This window comes from Desulfitobacterium hafniense DCB-2, from assembly GCF_000021925.1.
GTDB lineage: Bacteria > Bacillota > Desulfitobacteriia > Desulfitobacteriales > Desulfitobacteriaceae > Desulfitobacterium > Desulfitobacterium hafniense.
Window position 1 is genome coordinate 3,917,571 of record NC_011830.1, and the last position, 16,974, is coordinate 3,934,544.

The 16,974-nt window shown below is 44.2% G+C and carries 19 protein-coding genes and 1 pseudogene; 1 reads left to right on the forward strand and 19 read right to left on the reverse strand.

Annotated elements, in window-relative coordinates; translation table 11 throughout:
* Positions 1–118: 118 nt before the first annotated feature.
* A pseudogene (locus DHAF_RS26450) lies at positions 119–277 on the forward strand (helix-turn-helix domain-containing protein); the annotation flags it as partial.
* 581 nt (positions 278–858) lie between these two features.
* Here DHAF_RS26450 and DHAF_RS18390 read toward each other — a convergent pair.
* The 19 genes from DHAF_RS18390 to rseP all read right to left on the reverse strand — a co-directional run bounded on the left by DHAF_RS18390 (position 859) and on the right by rseP (position 16,846).
* Positions 859–1,923 carry a DUF5022 domain-containing protein gene (locus DHAF_RS18390; protein WP_015944721.1) on the reverse strand — a complete coding sequence of 355 codons (1,065 nt, stop codon included), beginning with the start codon at positions 1,921–1,923 and terminating at the stop codon, positions 859–861.
* A gap of 128 nt (positions 1,924–2,051) precedes the next feature.
* Positions 2,052–2,282 (reverse strand): hypothetical protein, encoded by a 231-nt coding sequence (locus tag DHAF_RS18395; RefSeq protein ID WP_015944722.1) that lies wholly within the window; start codon positions 2,280–2,282, stop codon positions 2,052–2,054.
* A 472-nt stretch (positions 2,283–2,754) separates the two neighbouring features.
* A complete protein-coding gene (locus DHAF_RS18400) occupies positions 2,755–3,510 on the reverse strand; it encodes a LytR/AlgR family response regulator transcription factor (protein ID WP_015944723.1) in 756 nt (251 codons plus the stop codon).
* Between the two features lie 9 nt (positions 3,511–3,519).
* Positions 3,520–3,645 (reverse strand): cyclic lactone autoinducer peptide, encoded by a 126-nt coding sequence (locus DHAF_RS26815; protein WP_080518286.1) that lies wholly within the window; start codon positions 3,643–3,645, stop codon positions 3,520–3,522.
* Positions 3,646–3,819: 174 nt separating this feature from the next.
* Positions 3,820–4,305: an accessory gene regulator ArgB-like protein gene (locus DHAF_RS18405; protein ID WP_015944724.1), complete on the reverse strand. Its 486-nt coding sequence runs from the start codon at positions 4,303–4,305 to the stop codon at positions 3,820–3,822.
* Positions 4,306–4,316: 11 nt separating this feature from the next.
* The gene (locus DHAF_RS18410) at positions 4,317–5,159 is read right to left on the reverse strand and encodes a sensor histidine kinase (RefSeq protein ID WP_015944725.1); all 843 of its coding nucleotides are present in this window, start codon (positions 5,157–5,159) and stop codon (positions 4,317–4,319) included.
* A gap of 6 nt (positions 5,160–5,165) precedes the next feature.
* Positions 5,166–5,657 carry a hypothetical protein gene (locus tag DHAF_RS18415; protein WP_015944726.1) on the reverse strand — a complete coding sequence of 164 codons (492 nt, stop codon included), beginning with the start codon at positions 5,655–5,657 and terminating at the stop codon, positions 5,166–5,168.
* A gap of 290 nt (positions 5,658–5,947) precedes the next feature.
* Complete coding sequence (locus tag DHAF_RS18420; protein ID WP_015944727.1) at positions 5,948–6,508, reverse strand: hypothetical protein; 561 nt, start codon at positions 6,506–6,508, stop codon at positions 5,948–5,950.
* Between the two features lie 127 nt (positions 6,509–6,635).
* Positions 6,636–6,824: a hypothetical protein gene (locus tag DHAF_RS18425; protein ID WP_015944728.1), complete on the reverse strand. Its 189-nt coding sequence runs from the start codon at positions 6,822–6,824 to the stop codon at positions 6,636–6,638.
* A 181-nt stretch (positions 6,825–7,005) separates the two neighbouring features.
* Positions 7,006–8,319: an ATP-binding protein gene (locus DHAF_RS18430; protein ID WP_015944729.1), complete on the reverse strand. Its 1,314-nt coding sequence runs from the start codon at positions 8,317–8,319 to the stop codon at positions 7,006–7,008.
* Positions 8,320–8,465: 146 nt separating this feature from the next.
* A complete protein-coding gene (locus DHAF_RS18435; protein ID WP_015944730.1) occupies positions 8,466–8,996 on the reverse strand; it encodes a hypothetical protein in 531 nt (176 codons plus the stop codon).
* A gap of 295 nt (positions 8,997–9,291) precedes the next feature.
* Positions 9,292–10,104: a TIGR03915 family putative DNA repair protein gene (locus DHAF_RS18440; RefSeq protein WP_015944731.1), complete on the reverse strand. Its 813-nt coding sequence runs from the start codon at positions 10,102–10,104 to the stop codon at positions 9,292–9,294.
* Positions 10,083–11,390 (reverse strand): putative DNA modification/repair radical SAM protein, encoded by a 1,308-nt coding sequence (locus tag DHAF_RS18445; RefSeq protein WP_015944732.1) that lies wholly within the window; start codon positions 11,388–11,390, stop codon positions 10,083–10,085. Before DHAF_RS18445 ends, DHAF_RS18440 begins: the two co-directional genes overlap by 22 nt.
* A 180-nt stretch (positions 11,391–11,570) precedes the next feature.
* A complete protein-coding gene (locus DHAF_RS18450; RefSeq protein ID WP_015944733.1) occupies positions 11,571–12,125 on the reverse strand; it encodes a hypothetical protein in 555 nt (184 codons plus the stop codon).
* A gap of 176 nt (positions 12,126–12,301) precedes the next feature.
* Positions 12,302–12,565, reverse strand: coding sequence for a type II toxin-antitoxin system RelE family toxin (locus DHAF_RS18455; RefSeq protein WP_041271990.1), 264 nt, complete (start codon positions 12,563–12,565; stop codon positions 12,302–12,304).
* The gene (locus DHAF_RS18460) at positions 12,534–12,791 is read right to left on the reverse strand and encodes a hypothetical protein (RefSeq protein WP_015944735.1); all 258 of its coding nucleotides are present in this window, start codon (positions 12,789–12,791) and stop codon (positions 12,534–12,536) included. The genes DHAF_RS18455 and DHAF_RS18460 overlap by 32 nt, the downstream gene beginning before the upstream one ends.
* Before the next feature lie 165 nt (positions 12,792–12,956).
* Complete coding sequence (locus DHAF_RS18465; protein WP_015944736.1) at positions 12,957–14,684, reverse strand: proline--tRNA ligase; 1,728 nt, start codon at positions 14,682–14,684, stop codon at positions 12,957–12,959.
* Positions 14,675–15,769, reverse strand: coding sequence for a flavodoxin-dependent (E)-4-hydroxy-3-methylbut-2-enyl-diphosphate synthase (gene ispG, locus DHAF_RS18470; protein WP_015944737.1), 1,095 nt, complete (start codon positions 15,767–15,769; stop codon positions 14,675–14,677). Before ispG ends, DHAF_RS18465 begins: the two co-directional genes overlap by 10 nt.
* 12 nt (positions 15,770–15,781) lie before the next feature.
* Positions 15,782–16,846, reverse strand: coding sequence for an RIP metalloprotease RseP (gene rseP, locus DHAF_RS18475; protein ID WP_015944738.1), 1,065 nt, complete (start codon positions 16,844–16,846; stop codon positions 15,782–15,784).
* Between the last annotated feature and the right edge of the window lie 128 nt (positions 16,847–16,974).

A 16,974-nucleotide genomic window follows, 5' to 3' on the forward strand; every position in this document is an offset into this window, starting at 1 on the left:
TTTTCTTTAATCCATATATTCATCTCTGCCAGCCGCAATCTCTTTTTCTTCTTGGACGTCTTCCTTTTGACTCGGAAATATCCTTTTTGACTCTTGGAACAATAATGCGTAAATCCTAGCAAAGCGTCCGGAGCCAGCGAATAAACTTACGGAAGCAGAACGCAAGGAAATTCTAGAAATAATCAATCAACCTGAATTCAAAAGTTTACCTCCCAGTGAAATTGTTCCGATCCTTGCGGATCGAGGAACCTATATCGCCTCCGAATCAACCTTCTACACGTGACTATCACAAACCCCAAGTGAGTCAGGGCAGTCTGTATATTCCGCCCGTTGAGCCACCCTTGCACAGACAGATAGCCACACCTCACCGGATAAATAGCCACACCATATCGGAAGAGCCGCACTGAATATTTAAGTAAAGAGAGCCGACCTTTAAAAATTGAGCCATATATATTTTTCATTGACCCCAGAGCAAGACTTGACATGGGGACAGCGGATGCTACCCTAAACCAAGGGATGGGGCTTACCCAAGAGGAATACATCATAAGGAGCCACAGTCCTCGACCCATTGAAGCATCCGATGTGGGGGCCCATGTCAAGTCTACCTCAAAGTGACTATCTATCCGGCATGGTGTGGCTATTTTACCGTGCAGATGTGGCTCTCACGCCGGAATATACACAGTCAAAGGGAATAAGGACGATGCCATATATTTCTGCTGAAAACACCTGGTTGTTACCTTATCAATGAGAAAGTAACAAAAGTACTTTCCCACTGTCACCCTAAAAGGTAACAGTGGGAAAGTACTTTGCGCGCCCTATAAAAATAAACCAATAACCTCAATTTAAGTCTAAATTGCTTTAAGAAAAGTCATACCTTACGCTTCCTGCAGACCACGAAATATACTCCCATACTGTATAGGTACCATTAGCAAATGCCGTTGCCCACGGGTTATCAAAATGATCTGATTTCACTTCTTCATTGAAGGTCCGATCAGTAAGATAGGGCACCTTTCCAGTATTTGCAAAATACGTTTCTTGTCCCAATCTCTTTATTGTAACCTTATACGTAACAAGACCAGTTTGCCAGCCTGTTAATCCGCCGAAATCCCTCATGGTGTACTTTTCCACCTGATCCCACACAAGTCTTGCTGAAAAATAATCCTCTACATTCTTCGATACTTGAGTGGATGTCAAACCATAATGATTCAGAAAAGCATTCAAAACACTAACTCCAGAAGAGAAAAATGATAGTTTTCCCTTCAAAATTGATCCAAGTGAAAGACTAACCTCTTTAACTAAAGATGCTGTATCTTTGGTCGCTGTTCCTGTTTTTATGGTCTTCCAATTCGAACTCAAATTTGTATAGTTAAATTGATATGTCATCATCGGCCAGCCATTATATGTATAATATGTTATTTGATCTGGGTCTCCATTTGCTTTGTTCACCATAGCTTCTGCCGGTTCAAACAAAACCAAAGCAGGCGGTGCAATATTCTCTTCATCTGCTTCCAAATACAACTGATACTTTTCATTAAAACTGTCAATTGCCTCTTTTGGAATATTTTCTCTACTCATAAATGCCTCTACTGCAGCTGCATTAGAAAATTCAACATTCTTTCTATCAACTGGAATAATCACACTTTGTGTACTACCTTCGTCTGCTGATTTGATCACCATTACATATTGATTTCCATCTTCATAGATGTCATCAAATTCTTCGGATTTAACATAAGTATCTCCTCTAAAGAAGGTCTCTTGACAAGTGTCGATAGGTTCTGCTTTATAAACCTCATCAAAATTTCCTTCGTAAGCAGAAACTACAGCTGCTTGCACCGTCATTGTAAAGCACATCACTAACGCTAAAATTAACGAGCCTGTTCTACGAATTTTTATTTTACTCCCCTTTCTAAAAACAGCGCGCAAAGCCTTCCCTCATAATGGTCGAAAAGGACAGCATATTTATCTCATATCAGCCTAATCGGGAAGCCATACCATTACGGCTTCATGCTATTAAGCATACCATCCATATGAATTCATGGTAATTTTTGTTATTATTTCAGTTCTTTCCCACAATTTCTGCAATACTTTCCTAAGTCTCGGCCAATATATTTCTCACAGTATGGGCACCGCCAAAATAAAATTCTTATAATTATGATGATCATCAATAAGCCAACACACACTATTAATGCTATCCCATTCTCAAAAATATAACCTATCAACCATGAGACAGCAATAAGTCCCCATAATATTGTCTGTACCATGTCTGCTGTTTTTATTTTCATGCTAACCTCCACTCTGCCGCTACGCGTCAGCACAAAATAGGAAAGAGGCTACTGTGACATAGTGTCAATTTCATTCATTAATTAAGTGCTCCTTGCCTTTAATCTTTAGTTTTTCTAGCCCTTCAAAAGCAAGCAATTTTCCATAAGAACATCGCTTGTAGAGAAAATCAGCAATTATTTAGTTATAAAGTTACTGTAGGCATGTGCTCAATTCCCCGCCCGTAGTAATAGTTCAAACTACTTACAAAATCAATTTCTTCAGTTGTATTCAAATTATTCGCCAAAATTTCGGATTATTTACCACGTCTTCGAAATCACGGCCTAATCTTCTTGATGTCACTCTTCCAAATGCTTAAATATAAAATACATTATTACTACCTCCTTGCCTACTGAAAACGTCTAAGTTCTCTCTTTCCATGTCCAGAATCTCGTTTTGGTTACAAAAAAGCGCAAGACATTTCCATCTCCCACGTTATCTAAAATTCAATTTAATTTGCAATTCCCTGTATTTCTCATCAGTGATATAAGCTCTTTCTTTCGTTTCACCAAAAATCACTAAATATTCATTACGTGACAAAGGCTGTATTTCAACAATCCTATCCAAATTTACAAGATAGCTTCGATGCGTCCTCATAAAGTTATATCCTGCTAATCTTTTCTCCAGGCCTTCCAAGGATTCGTTTACTGTTACCTTCCCATCAATAGTATGAATTACCGTTTTCCGTTTATCACGAGTAGTGTAAATGATTTTAGTCGTATCAATCAAGGTTAGCTTACCCTCAATTTTTACTGCAATCTTATTCTTAATACCTACCGAATTACTACCCTCTTCTCTGCTTTGCTGTATGCCTTTTCCCTTGGATTCTATAAGCTTCTGAATCCTCGTGATGGTTTGAGTAAGCCGCTCCATCCTATAGGGTTTTACAAGATAATCAAAGGCGTACATTTCAAACGCTTCCGCCATATATTCCGGATGCCCCGTGGCATAAACCAAAAAAACATCAGGACTAATATTGAGAATTTCCCTGGAGGCTTCAACCCCGTCTTTACCCGGTAGATCAACATCCATAATAATCACATGCGGCTCTAACTCGGCAGCAAGGCCGACGGCCTCTGTTCCATTTCCCGCTTCCCCCACGACTTCCACATTGGGAATGCCAAAAAGCGCCCGTTTGAGTATCAGGCGCATATTAGCATCGTCTTCAACTATAAGTACTCTTAACACCATCTTGCCCTCTTATTTCTGCAGGGCTTTAGGTACTTTAGGTTGGTAAATGGTAACCAGACTTGTAGGCTGCACCGCGAGGAGAGCAACTGCTGATACCACTGAAGCCAGAAATGATAACATACTTTTCTTAAACATGGTCCTATTCCCTTCCTTTTTGGTTTAATTATTTTATCCGCAGGGTATCAAGTAAACGCATGACCTTGAAGCCTAACGGGGTAACGCTAAATGACTGAAAAATATGAGCTAAAAGCGTCCCCAGGACAATTATTCCGGTCTGTTCCCCAGGAAATACAAGGGCAAGAAAGCTTGTCACCAAAAACCAAAGCAAGACCCAGATAACAGAAAATTTCTTTTGTCTGCCTTTTCATCCTCGGCAAGGGGTTTATTGGGTGTCTCAGCGGGTGCCCATTTGATGGCAATCCATAAGCTCCAGACAAAAACTATAAAGATAAGGGTGATTATCTGAGCGACAGACAGCTTAAAATAGGGAAGCAGAAGCTGGGTTATTTTTCCCATACCTAAAAAGAAGAACATACTGAAAATAAAGCAACGGCTGTAAGTCTCTGAATGATATCCTCCGGAAAACAGCCGATAGGTTCCTACTGTCAAGAATGTGACCAATACATAAGGTGTAAGCCCAAGTAAAGAGGCCATAACGAATATGCTAATCACCTTGAGCCCTTCGCCAATAATAACCTCGAAACCATAACGCAAAATATCGGTCTTATCCTCATCCAGCTCCAGTTCCCTGCCAAAGTAATTGGCTATAGAGCAGGACAGATCGGGAATGCCCATAGAACACCTCTTCATAACGGCAGTAACACTCTGAATGTTGTTAACCCATTGTCATTCTCGACTTGTATTTCACCGCCATATTTTTCCAATATCTGCTTTACATTATACAAACCTAATCCTTGCCCGTTTGACTTGGTACTAAAGCCCGGAAGAAAAAGCTTATCCAAGTGTAATGGCTCCACAGGAGCCCCATTATCCTTTATAGCCAGTATGAGTAATCCGCCTCGTTGGCAAGCTTCAAACACTATTTGAAGATTAGGTAATTGTGTATTTGATAATTTTTGTATCCCATTATCCAGTAGGTTCCCTACTACAGCATTTAACTCTGATGGTTTCAATGGCGAGGTTATAGAAGATCGAATATCAAGTGAAAAGCTTATTCCATAACGCTCCATTTCACCACTTTTAACATATAACAAAGCATTCAACCCCGGATTGTCGGATCGTATCATTTCATTCGCTACTGAAATCTGGGCAAGGCTTTCTTCCAAATACTGCTTAGCTTCATCATAGGCATCTACAGAGAGGAACCCGTAAACTGTTTGGAAATGGTGGCTAAAATCATGTCTTTGCCCACGCATTGTCTGCAATAACTCTTTTAATTGCTCCTGGCTTTCCATTCTTAATTTGTTCTCTATCTCTTCTTCCAAGTTCTTAAATGTGTTGTTGATAACTGCAACGGAGATAAAAGTAAGTGTCAGTAAAATTATGTTAATCGGCAATAACCAACTGACCATAGTTCCCTTCGCAAACACCTCATGAGGAATATTGATGCTTAAATTAAATAAGGCAATAACAAGAAGTTGGAACATGATTAAGGCGGTTAAAGGAAATGCCTTTTTGATAATGTCCATTTTCCTTTACTCCCTGTTAACTAATTTATAATTGTTAATATCGAATATCTTAATTCTTTTAAGGGAAACAATAATCACCAGTAAAAGCATGATCATGAACTGAGGGATGAAAAACAATAACCTCAAAGTAGTATTGGTCAGAACCGCCTCCAACGGTATCCCCGTCCAGTAAAGCAAAAAAGGAATTATCGAAGCGTCTAAAATTGTATATAGCGTTGCGCTGATTAAAATAACGACCAAAGAATATAGATAGGGAAGACCTAGAAGTAAGTATAAAGGTAGAGCAAACAATGGAATCTGCAGAATAGTATGAATGCCAAAAGGCAGTGGCAGCAATCTGACGCTAAAAGATATGGCAGCCTGCAGTATAGCAATCACAACAATCTTCCCTATCAAAGGACGTATCTTTACCCCAAAGAGCTTTAACCCCAATACAGTAATAAGAAATTCTTCGGGAATGGATGCAAACAGAACAATAAGCAAAGGCATGATCTCCATCGTCTCCACCTCCGATACAGTTCAATTTAATCGATGGGCTTTCCTGTAGGCCCTGTCTGAATTCTCGTTTTCCATGTCTAAACTCTCCGTTTTATTCCACCATATGATTATTTAGACAAATAATGGTGAATTTCCTGCTCAATGGTAAAAAAACAATCCGCCCCGTTGGAGCGGATAACAGTTTATTTCATTGGGGACGTCGGTCACATCCCCCAAACTTCCAGTTAGCCCTAAGTTTATAGTCTTATACTGCACCTATACATAATTTATGCTTCTATGATCTCAAATAATCAGTCAGAACGAATTGTTTCCTTATTAGTATAGACAGTATTCACACCGCCTTGTTCTTCATTTTGAGTAACCGTGATTTCAAAATCATGGATTTTCCGCACCTTATTCTCTAAGAAACCGCCTTCTACTGAACTTTCAGCTTGAGTCCATACATTCAGAGACAGCAACACTACATTATCAGATAACTTCAACCCATCCTCACTACGGTAGGCAGCATCTAATCCTGCGGCCAATCCCACCAGTCCGATACCGTTGCTATCCACAATAAACAAAGTGGATGAAGTATTATCTTTAAGGTTTTTGGCTACTCCAACCAGCATAATCGGGGCATTTTTACTACTACCCTTCACATAGTCCAATAGCTCAAAATCCGAAAATTCCTGCGAGAAGTTTGCCAAAAAATTATCTGCTCGGTTGAAAGCAGCCTCATTTTTTGATTCAGTTTCTCCTGAGCTATTCTCTTGCACATTGCTTGCCGAGGGCGGCGCGCCCTTGGAAGCACAACCGTTTAACAGACACAATAATGAACTTAGTAACAACAAAGCTAACTTTAGACGCATTATTACCTCCTCGCCTACCCCAAACGTCCGAACCTCTTTTTCCATATCCTGCGGCTTTTTGAATAATCATTTAAACCCCGTCATAGCTGAATAATAATGCACCCCGGCTGAAAGATATGGAAAGTATCTATTCTTTCCCTTTCTTACCCTTTAAAAAAAATCCTAAAACGATCAACACCACGCCAGGGATAACATTTATTGAGATGCTATCCGGGGTAAACATGGGAAAAGGGGGATTTGTGCTGAATGAAAGGATCGCTATACCTAGCATATATATCAGGCCTAATATCTGGATGATAAATCCGAGTTTTTTCATAGAAACCTCCTTTTCGCTCTTATCGCCGACGACATAAACTCAAATGGTGCACCGTTGCACCATTTGAACTACAGGCACATGGTCAGTTCAAAGGCATAGTCCCAAAAGCTCTAAAAGCAACTGGTGTGAGGAGGCAAATTACCAACCGGTTGGTAATTTGGCCATTCCTGCAATCGGCTCATCATTCAGCTTCTTTCAACAATAAGCCCATCATTTCAACCATATATAAAGGCAAGTTTAGCAGCCTGTTCTCGCGTCTATAATCAGCCATGGAGGCGCGGATGGAGAGCTCCGGTCGAAATTTTTCCTGATACATTTTCAGGCTTTTCGCCTTCAGATTCGTTTCTGCTTTTACTTCAATGGGAATGACCTTATGTCCGTCATCCACAACAAAGTCGATCTCGGCGCTACCGCGGTCGTTTGTCCAATAATAGGCTTCCAGCTCTTTAAGGGTTCTTAGCTGCTGCAATACATACTGTTCGGTCAGCGCGCCCTTGAATTCCTTGAAAAGCTCGTTACCATCCAAAAGAGTGCCTTGGTTCAGTCGTACCATACAGGAAAGCAGACCGATATCCACAAGGAACAGCTTAAAGGCTTTCAAGTCCTCATAGGCTTTTAGCGGCAGGCTGGGCGCATTCACCCGATGCACCTTATGAACAAGGCCGCAATCGGTCAGCCAAAGCATGGACTGCTCGTATTCCTTAGCCCGCGCACCTTCTTTGATTAGGCCATAGATAAACTTCTTATTTTCCTTGGTGAGCTGGGCGGGAATGCTGTTCCAAAGCATACGGATTCTCGGCACAACATCATGGGGCGCGTGTTTGGAAAAATCCTGCTCATAGGCATCAAGAATACGCTGTTGTATTTCCCGCACCTCACCAAAATCCTTAGTTTCCGAAAAGCTTTGTACGACCTCCGGCATGCCGCCCACATAGTAATAATATTTGAGCATATCAACGTAAGTCTGCTTAAAAGTGGCTATCATATCAAAGTCGCCTTTTTGCAATAGTTCTACATATCGACCTTTGTCCATAGCATTTAAAAACTCTGTAAAGCTTAAGGGATATAAGTCCAAAAATTCCACCTTGCCCACAGGGAATGATGTTCCCTGATGCAGCGCCACGCCCAGGAGTGAACCGGCACTTATAATCTGATATTGGGGAGCGTTCTCGTTAAAGTATTTAAGCGAAGTCAGGGCCGTTGGCACTTCCTGTACTTCATCGAAGATAAGCAACGTATTGGCGGGATCAATCTTTTGGCCGGAATAGAGTTCCAACCCTGTCACGATCCGTTCCACATCCAGATCGGCTGAAAACAACTCCTTCATGCGCCGATTGTTGTCAAGGCTGATGTAGACAGTCTTTGCAAAGGCGACCCTGCCAAACTCCTTCATAAGCCAGGTTTTGCCGACCTGCCTGGCGCCGCGGATAATAAGCGGCTTTTTATTCCGCTTGGCTTTCCATCTATGCAATTCTTCTATCGCTGTTCTATACATGAGATATCACCTCTCACGGTAAGTATGCCCTATTTCAACAAAAAATACAACGATATTTGATTCTAATAATACACTTTTTACAACGATACCTGTATAACAAGCAGCATTTACAAAGAAATTACCAACCAATTGGTAATTTCGCCACTTCATTCTCCGGCTTTAAGTGCCTTTTGGATGATACCTGAATCCACAGAAAGATCTTCTATAGTCACTTTCTGTCCCTTTGGGCCAGTTACCCACTCTTTGAATTTCACACAATAAAAACCTGGAATCCCCATTTCATTTTCCGTAAGCTCCATAGCCCCGGGTATCGGTTGATTTGGCGAATAAACTACCTCCAGCTCCTGACGCCAAGTCCATCCTGCTTGCTCACCAGACAAGTACTGCCATAATTTTGCCTTTTGCCAGGCACCCTGTAAAGGGATTTCGCCCGTTAACATCGGAGCAAAACGCTTATCCCACTTTCTTTCCAAAAACATGACATCGGTTGCTTCAGGGTCCCAAGCAGCAGCCGATTGGTTATGAATGAAAGCTTCCCAATTGTCCAAAGTCCCCTTAAATGATCTTCCTTGAGGATTATAGCCATAATCATCAAAAGCAGCAAATGCCCCTAAGGGGATAAATGAGAATATCAGTACGAGTAAAACGAATGGAATTAACCTCTTTTTGCTCTTCATACGATCTCTCCTTTAATTTCTTTATATACCATATAATGGTATATTTTCGGTATGTAATCACCAATTCCTTCCTAAAATTAATAATTTAGTAAAAATCTCATTGCTTTTTGTTTTTGCTTAAATATAATAGAACCCCCTGCCATTCATTGATGGCAGGGGGTTCTAAACCAACCGTTAAAACAAATTTGAAATTCAAACTTATTCCTGGCATAGGTATTACACTTCCTGGTATTTTCTCTATTGTGCTTGTATATCTTGTTCCATACACCCAGGTCCATATTACCAAAGATTAAGGCTAACTGCTGCCGCCAAGGAGCCTAGCCTGCTCCCCAGGGATGGGATGTGCTTTAACCTTCTGCTCAGGATAAAACTCCGTCAGATGCTTCCAAAAGCGTTTGGGCATGAAATTCATACGGCAGCGGGGATTATCCCTGCTTTCAATGGCAATGGTTTTGTAGAACTGCTGCCAGAGGCGGCGATATTCCACTTCCTCTTCGTCCGGCTCCGGCAGCTCCCAATCTTCAATATCCAGAATTTCCACTCTGCCTGCTTGATGAATGAGGGCGGCCTTATGGGTTTTGTCAAAAATCATAAAGACTTCATTGGGGTAACGGTTGGAGAAGTGATAAGCCAGCAAAGGCAACACGAAATTCTCTGGTTCAATCATGGCAACCAAGGCTTCATTATAGATTGAAAACCGGACGAACCCTTTATAACGATGGCTTTCACAGGTTAAGTTCCGTACGGCTTTCTGTAAAGCATGGACATTGTCATCAGTCAGCATCCCCATAACTTTCCCGCCTACCTTGTATCCCAGCCTTAGAAAAAGAAAAATCAGGCGTTCCTTTTGTGGGGTACAGGTCAGGAAGCCAAGCTTCACCAATTCCTGTGCTTCCAGGGAGATCCTGATGGGAATGGAGTCATACACCCGCTGAGCTTTTTGGTGATCTGTCTCTATAGTCTTGAGGATATCAAAAAGGCCGGGCTGACCTTCAGGCGGAAGAATGTCGAGGGGGATTTCTTTATGCTCATAGCTTGCGAAGACGCAGCACATGAGCCCTTCAAAGCTTCCGTCGTATTTGTAAACTAAAGTTGCCCCGTCAAACACTGAATCACATCCTCTCGGGAAAGGGGCGGTTCCTCAAATAAGGCCAACTGCTGGGGAGCCTGGGAAGGAAGACCGGCGATGATCCGCTCGGACATCAGAGCCTGCATCACATTATGGGGAGCCACCTTAAGCCCCGCCAAGGTTTTTCCTTTGCAAAGAATAAAGTACTGAGCACGCTTAAGGACAACGCCCAGCTTTTTCAACCCTGCGAAATCCAGATGGGCTATTTTCCGTGCCCGCAAAATCCGGCGGGCACTGGTTACGCCGATTCCCGGTACCCGCAGGAGCATTTCATACGGAGCTTGATTGATCTCGACGGGGAACTGGTCCAGGTGATTAAGGGCCCAATTGCATTTGGGATCCACATGCAAATTAAAATTCTGATGGCCTTCATCCAACAGTTCCCGGGCTTCAAAACCGTAGAACCTCAGGAGCCAATCCGCTTGATAAAGGCGATGCTCTCTCAACAAGGGAGGTTTTACGGAAACGGCCGGCAGCAGACTGTGTTCAGCGACCGGTATGTAGGCCGAGAAAAAGACCCGTTTCAGTTGATATTTCTTATACAACCCCTCCGCCAGGGTCAGAATTTTATAATCGGTATCCGGTGTAGCACCAACGATGAGCTGGGTACTTTGACCTGCCGGGACAAACTTCGGAGCATGGCGGTATTTGATCAGATCCGTAGTATTTTCCGTTATTTTACCTTTGATCAGACCCATAGGCCGGAGAATAGCTTCCTTGCTCTTATCGGGGGCTAAAAGCTTCAGGCTCTCCTGAGATGGCAGTTCAATATTAACGCTGACCCGGTCCGCCAGATAACCCAGCCTGGTTAGGACCTCATTATCCGTGCCGGGAATAGCCTTGACATGAATATATCCGGCAAACCGGTACTCATGGCGCAAAAGTTCCAAAGTCTTAATCAGTAGTTCGGAGGTATAGTTGGAGTTTTTTATGACCGCCGAACTCAAAAACAGTCCCTCAATATAATTGCGGCGATAAAAATTAATTGTCAGGTCGGCAAGCTCCCGGGGAGTAAAGGCAGCTCTGGGAACATCATTGGAGCTGCGATTGATGCAATATTTACAATCGTAGACACAAACATTGGTTAGCAACACTTTAAGCAGGGTTATACAGCGGCCGTCTGCGGCAAAGCTATGACAGATCCCGGCTGCTACCGTATTGCCAATGCTGCCTGCTCTGCCCTTCCGCTCTACTCCGCTGGAAGTGCAGGCTACATCATATTTCGCGGAGTCTGTTAAAATCGTGAGTTTATCAAATACATCCATATCCGTTCCCTCCATGATAAGAATATAACAGAACATACATTCTTGCAAGAGGGATTGTCCGTTCTTACAAAACAAACTTTATCGTTTTATCTTTTTAAAATAATCAAGGCAGCGCAAGAATTGATCTGCCCCTGCCTTTTTGATCCCTATATCACTCTAAATCTATATTTAGGTCCCACTTTATGGTTCAACATAGTCGCTTGAAAAAATTATTTCCCCCACTTGGTTATAACCTACAATTTTAGTTAATATTCCGTCCGAAGGATTCAAAAAGACAAACCATATCTTGCCTTCTCCGTTGCCGACAATGCGAACTTTCTTTTCTATATCTGAATTCTTAGTTAGGACGCCGATACTAGCGATATCCTCTCTTAGACTTTCACCATACGCTAAGGGAAAGGGGCTTTTCACGTATCCTTTCGTAGAGGGAAAATATTGAGCTGTTACTTCATCTATTCCAGTATGCTCTCCGCCGAACACCCATTTCCAGCTACTATTGGTCCGTTGAACATATCCAGCCGCTACGCTGTGAGCTTCCCCATTATTGATCCCTTTATGATAGAACACCACTTCTCCGTCATTTACTTTCTCTCTATGGAGAATCGCCACAACCTCCCTCCCGGATCTTTCTATAGCTTCCTCAATAGTTCGACCTGAAGGATGATGTGTGTTGTTAAACAATGTTCCTATAATTCCAAAAATCAAGAGCAATATAACAGCAAACAATCTACCCATATTTCCCTCCACACCTACCAATAAAAATCATCAGCTATTGCTGATATCTACATGCAAGCAAAAGTTCCTCTATCTTCCAACCCGGTATGATTATGAGTAAATCAACGTTACGATACAAAAGCCATACTCTATAAAAAAAGCTGGTCTCCCATAATATAAGGACAATCAGCTTTTACTTATTTATACACTCCTCCACGGGAGTCTATCACCTGAATGTAGATAATCCTTTCAGTATGACTGATCTCAAAAAGTATGCGGTATGAGCCAACGCGAAGACGGTACAACTTCTTGTAGCCTTTCAGGAGCTTTATGTCACCGCTAGGAGGAATTTCTAAAAGACCTGCCAGCCCTTTTGCAATACGCTCTTGGGCAGACACGTCCTGTTTGGCTAGAAATTTTACCGCTTCCTTACGGTAAATCAACCTGTAATCCGAATTCACGCTTAGCATCCTCCCCTGTAACGTAACCGTCATCACTGTTAAGCTGGCGAAGTTCTTCTTCAGTTAGAGGTTCATCATCCGGGTCCGCTTGATTAATTTGTTCCCACCCCTCTTCTTTTTGGGTGGAACGATTTAATAGATACTGCATGAAATCAAAAACAGTTTTTTGATCATCTTCAGGAAGACGCTCGACTAAATTATGAATATCTTCTTTTCTTATAACCATGGGCCTAACCTCCTATAATATCCACTAATGTAAAATTATCATTCCCACTAAGTAAAGTCAAGGATTGGAAAAACCTTAAAACTAACCTGGTTGAAAAATAAACCGGGAGATGCCTTTACAGCTCCTCCCGGTCATACCGCTCATATTATGCCGCGTTATCGCTCTTTACTTAACGCCTAATGCTTCTCGAATCATTCCCTGGATACGGCCTGCCAGTTCTTCCACCTTCACCAGCTGGACTTCCCCGGTCTTGCGATCCCGAAGCTCGACTTCGCCATTGGCTAAAGTCTTGCTGCCTACGGTCACTCTCAGGGGATAGCCCACAAGGTCCGCGTCTTTGAACTTGACTCCGGGGCGCTCATCCCGGTCATCCAGGACGGCTTCTACTCCGAGCTTCAGCAGTTCTTGGTATAAGGCCTCACCCGTTTCACGGACCTGGTCATCCTTCATGTTGACGGGAACGACGATCACATGATAGGGAGCAATGGGAATAGGCCAGATGATGCCGTCCTTATCATTGTTTTGCTCAATGGCCGCAGCCATGGTACGGCTGACCCCGATACCGTAGCATCCCATGACGCAGGGATGTTCAGCTCCGTTCTCATCCAGGAATACAGCATTGAGAGCTTTGGAGTATTTGGTACCCAGTTTAAAGACCTGACCCACCTCGATGCCCCGTGCTTCTTTGAGAGGGCTGCCGCATTGGGGGCAAGGCTCCCCGGCGTTTACCATGCGCAGATCAAGAATCTGATCGATACGGAAATCCTTCTCCGGTACCGCATCCACATAATGCTTGTCCTCAGCGTTGGCACCGCAAACAGCTTTCGCCATCAGAGGCACTTCTAAATCAGCAACCACCGTTAAGTTCTTGGGTGCACCTATGGGGCCTACATAGCCTGGTTCGCAGCCCAGTTTTTCCAGTACAACCTCAGGGCCGGCCAGCTGGAGATTGATAAAGGGACCAAGGGCATTGTTCACTTTGATTTCATTGATTTCCCGATCTCCCCGCACCAGTATCAAGAAGAGTTTATCATCGCCTTGATAAAGGAGGGATTTGACCAGATCACTCTTGGAGACCTTCAAGAATTCAGCCACCTGTTCAATGGTCTTCGTTCCAGGCGTATCCACGCCGCGATAAGCTCCTACGGGAGCATCGCCGGCTACAGGGGCGGGCTTACATTCAGCCTTCTCTACATTGGCGGCATAATCGCAATCAGGGCAATAAACTACGGCAGCTTCCCCGGATTCAGCCAAGACCATGAATTCATGAGTGCCTCCCGTACCGCCAATGGCTCCGGCATCGGCTTCTACAGGACGGAAAGTCAAACCACAGCGGGTAAAGATCCGGGTATAGGCATCATACATTTTCTTATAGCTTTCCGCTAAGCCTGCCTCATCCCGGTCAAAAGAATAGAGATCTTTCATAATGAACTCCCGGCCCCGCATTAAACCAAAACGGGGGCGCCGCTCATCCCGGTATTTGTTTTGGATTTGATAAAGGAGCAGGGGCAGCTGTTTATAGGAACGGATTTCACCCCGTATCAGATCGGTGATGATCTCTTCATGAGTCGGTCCCAGGCAGAATTCCCGATTGTGGCGGTCGTTAAGGCGCATCAGCTCCTGTCCGTATAGATCCCAGCGACCGCTCTCACGCCAGAGCTCGGCAGGCTGAATAATCGGGAGCAGGACTTCCTGTCCTCCCTTGGCATCCATTTCTTCCCGGACGATTTGTTCGATTTTGCGCAATACGCGCAAGCCCAAAGGCAAGTAGGTATAGATGCCGGCTGCGGATTTACGAATTAACCCCGCCCTGACCAACAATTGATGACTGACTACTTCCGCCTCGGCAGGAACCTCCCGCAGAGTGGGATTGAGAATTTGGCTTACACGCATGAATGCTGCTCCCTTCCATACTGTTTCACATAATTTTCAATTTCCGCAAGTAAAGCGGGCAATAGTTCTTCTTCCGATAAACGGGCGACAATCTCCCCTTTTTTAAAGAGCAAGCCCATGCCTTTGCCACCGGCAATACCAAAATCTGCTTCCCGGGCTTCTCCAGGTCCGTTGACTGCGCAGCCCATCACGGCAACTTTCAAGGGCCGATCCAAAGGGGGCAGATGGGAAAGCTTGTCCTCCACCTTCTCTGCCAGTTCAGCCAGATTCACCTGAGTGCGGCCGCAGGTAGGGCAGCTGATCAGCTCCACTCCCCGGTTCCTTAACCCGAGAACTTTTAAAATTTCCAGGGCTACAGGAATCTCCTGAACAGGATCTCCGGTGAGAGATACGCGCAGGGTATCTCCTATCCCTTCGGCTAAGAGACTGCCGATACCTACCGCAGATTTTACCACTCCGGAACGTACCGTTCCTGCCTCAGTGACTCCTATATGGAGGGGGTAATCCACCCTTGCCGACATCTTGCGGTAAGCCGCCAGCATCAGCGGAACATGGGAAGCTTTTAAAGAGACTTTGATTTTATCATAACCTTCTTCTTCAAGTAAGTGGATATGCCCTAAAGCACTTTCCACCATGCCTTCAGGAGTAACTCCCTGATATTTTTCCAGAATTTCTTTTTCCAATGAGCCGGCATTGACCCCGATTCGTATGGGTATCTCTCTTTCTTTGCAAGCCCGGACCACCTCTTGCACCTTCCAGCGGGCACCGATATTGCCCGGATTCAGTCTTAGCCCGTGCACGCCTTGTTCGATGGCCAGCAAAGCCAGCTGATAATCAAAATGGATGTCGGCAATAACAGGCAGTTCGCTCTTCAAGGCGATCTCCCCGAGAGCATAGCCTGCTTCCCGATCCAGCACGGCCAGCCGCACCACCTCACACCCCGCCCGGGCCAAAGCTTGAATCTGAGCCAGGGTAGCGGGGATATCCCGGGTATCTGTATTGGTCATGGATTGGACGACGATGGGACTGCCTCCCCCTATGATTACATCGCCAATTCGCACTGTTTTCGTCAGCTTACGCTCCACATTGAAGCCTCCTTAGCCTTTGCCGGTGAAGAGTTTTAAAATATCCTGATAGGTTACGGCCAGCATCAGGCACATTAAGAAAACAAAGCCCAGGAAATGAATAAAGTTCTGCCGTTCGGGATTCATCGGTTTACCCCTCAATCCCTCGATGAGCAAAAAGACCAGGTGGCTTCCATCCAGGGCCGGAATGGGAAAAAGGTTAAGCAGGCCCAGCTGGATACTCAATATCCCAATAAATCCTAAATAATTCTCCCAGCCTGATTCAGCACTTTGATCGATAGCCTGGACAATGGCTACCGGTCCTCCCAGTTCAGCCTTGGTCTCACCTGTAATCATCTGGGTTAACGTGACCAGGATCAAACGAGTGAAATTAATGGTTTGTTCCAGGCCATAGCGTGCCGCCTCCAATAGAGTTGTCTTCTGATAGACCACTTCCGGACTGATCCCTACCAGACCATTTCCTGAGGCGGGGTCTTTTTGAGTCCCTATGGTGAGGGCTCTTTGTACTCCCTGGTGCTCAACCACCAGCACAACTTCTTGATCCGGCTTAATATGAATCGCTTGGGTTAAGTCCGTCCAGGTAGGAGTCTCCACGCCATTGACTGAAACAATCTTATCCCCGGCTTCAATCCCTGCGGCTTGGGCGGGCATTCCTTCAATAAGGGAACCCACCACATTGGTATTGGTTGCCGTGGCGATGCCAAAGTAAGCAAAGACAATCATGAACAGGAAGATGGCCAGGACTAAATTCATAATGGGTCCGGCAGCGATCACCGACATCCGCTGCCACACTTTTTTATTGCTGAAGCTCCGCGGATCTGTGGTAGCAGCTAAAACCTGGTTTCCATTTTCATCTGTTTCAGCATCCATACCATAGAGTTTCACAAAACCGCCTAAAGGAATCAACCTTAGGGAGTAAGCGGTCTCTTTACCCTGGAAACCAATGATCTTCGGCCCAAAGCCAAACGCAAACTCCAAAACCTTGATGCCGTTTAAACGAGCCACAATAAAATGACCCAGTTCATGAATCATCACCAACAGCCCGAAAGCAAATACCACAGCTATAGCACTTACCAAACTAAACCCTCCTCCATTCCCCACTATGAATGGGTGTCTTGCTTGTGTTCTCTTAATCTTATACCAATCTATCTTCAACTATGCCTTGTCTTCTTTAGAAAAGCAATGCGTACTCCACATTGAATGTC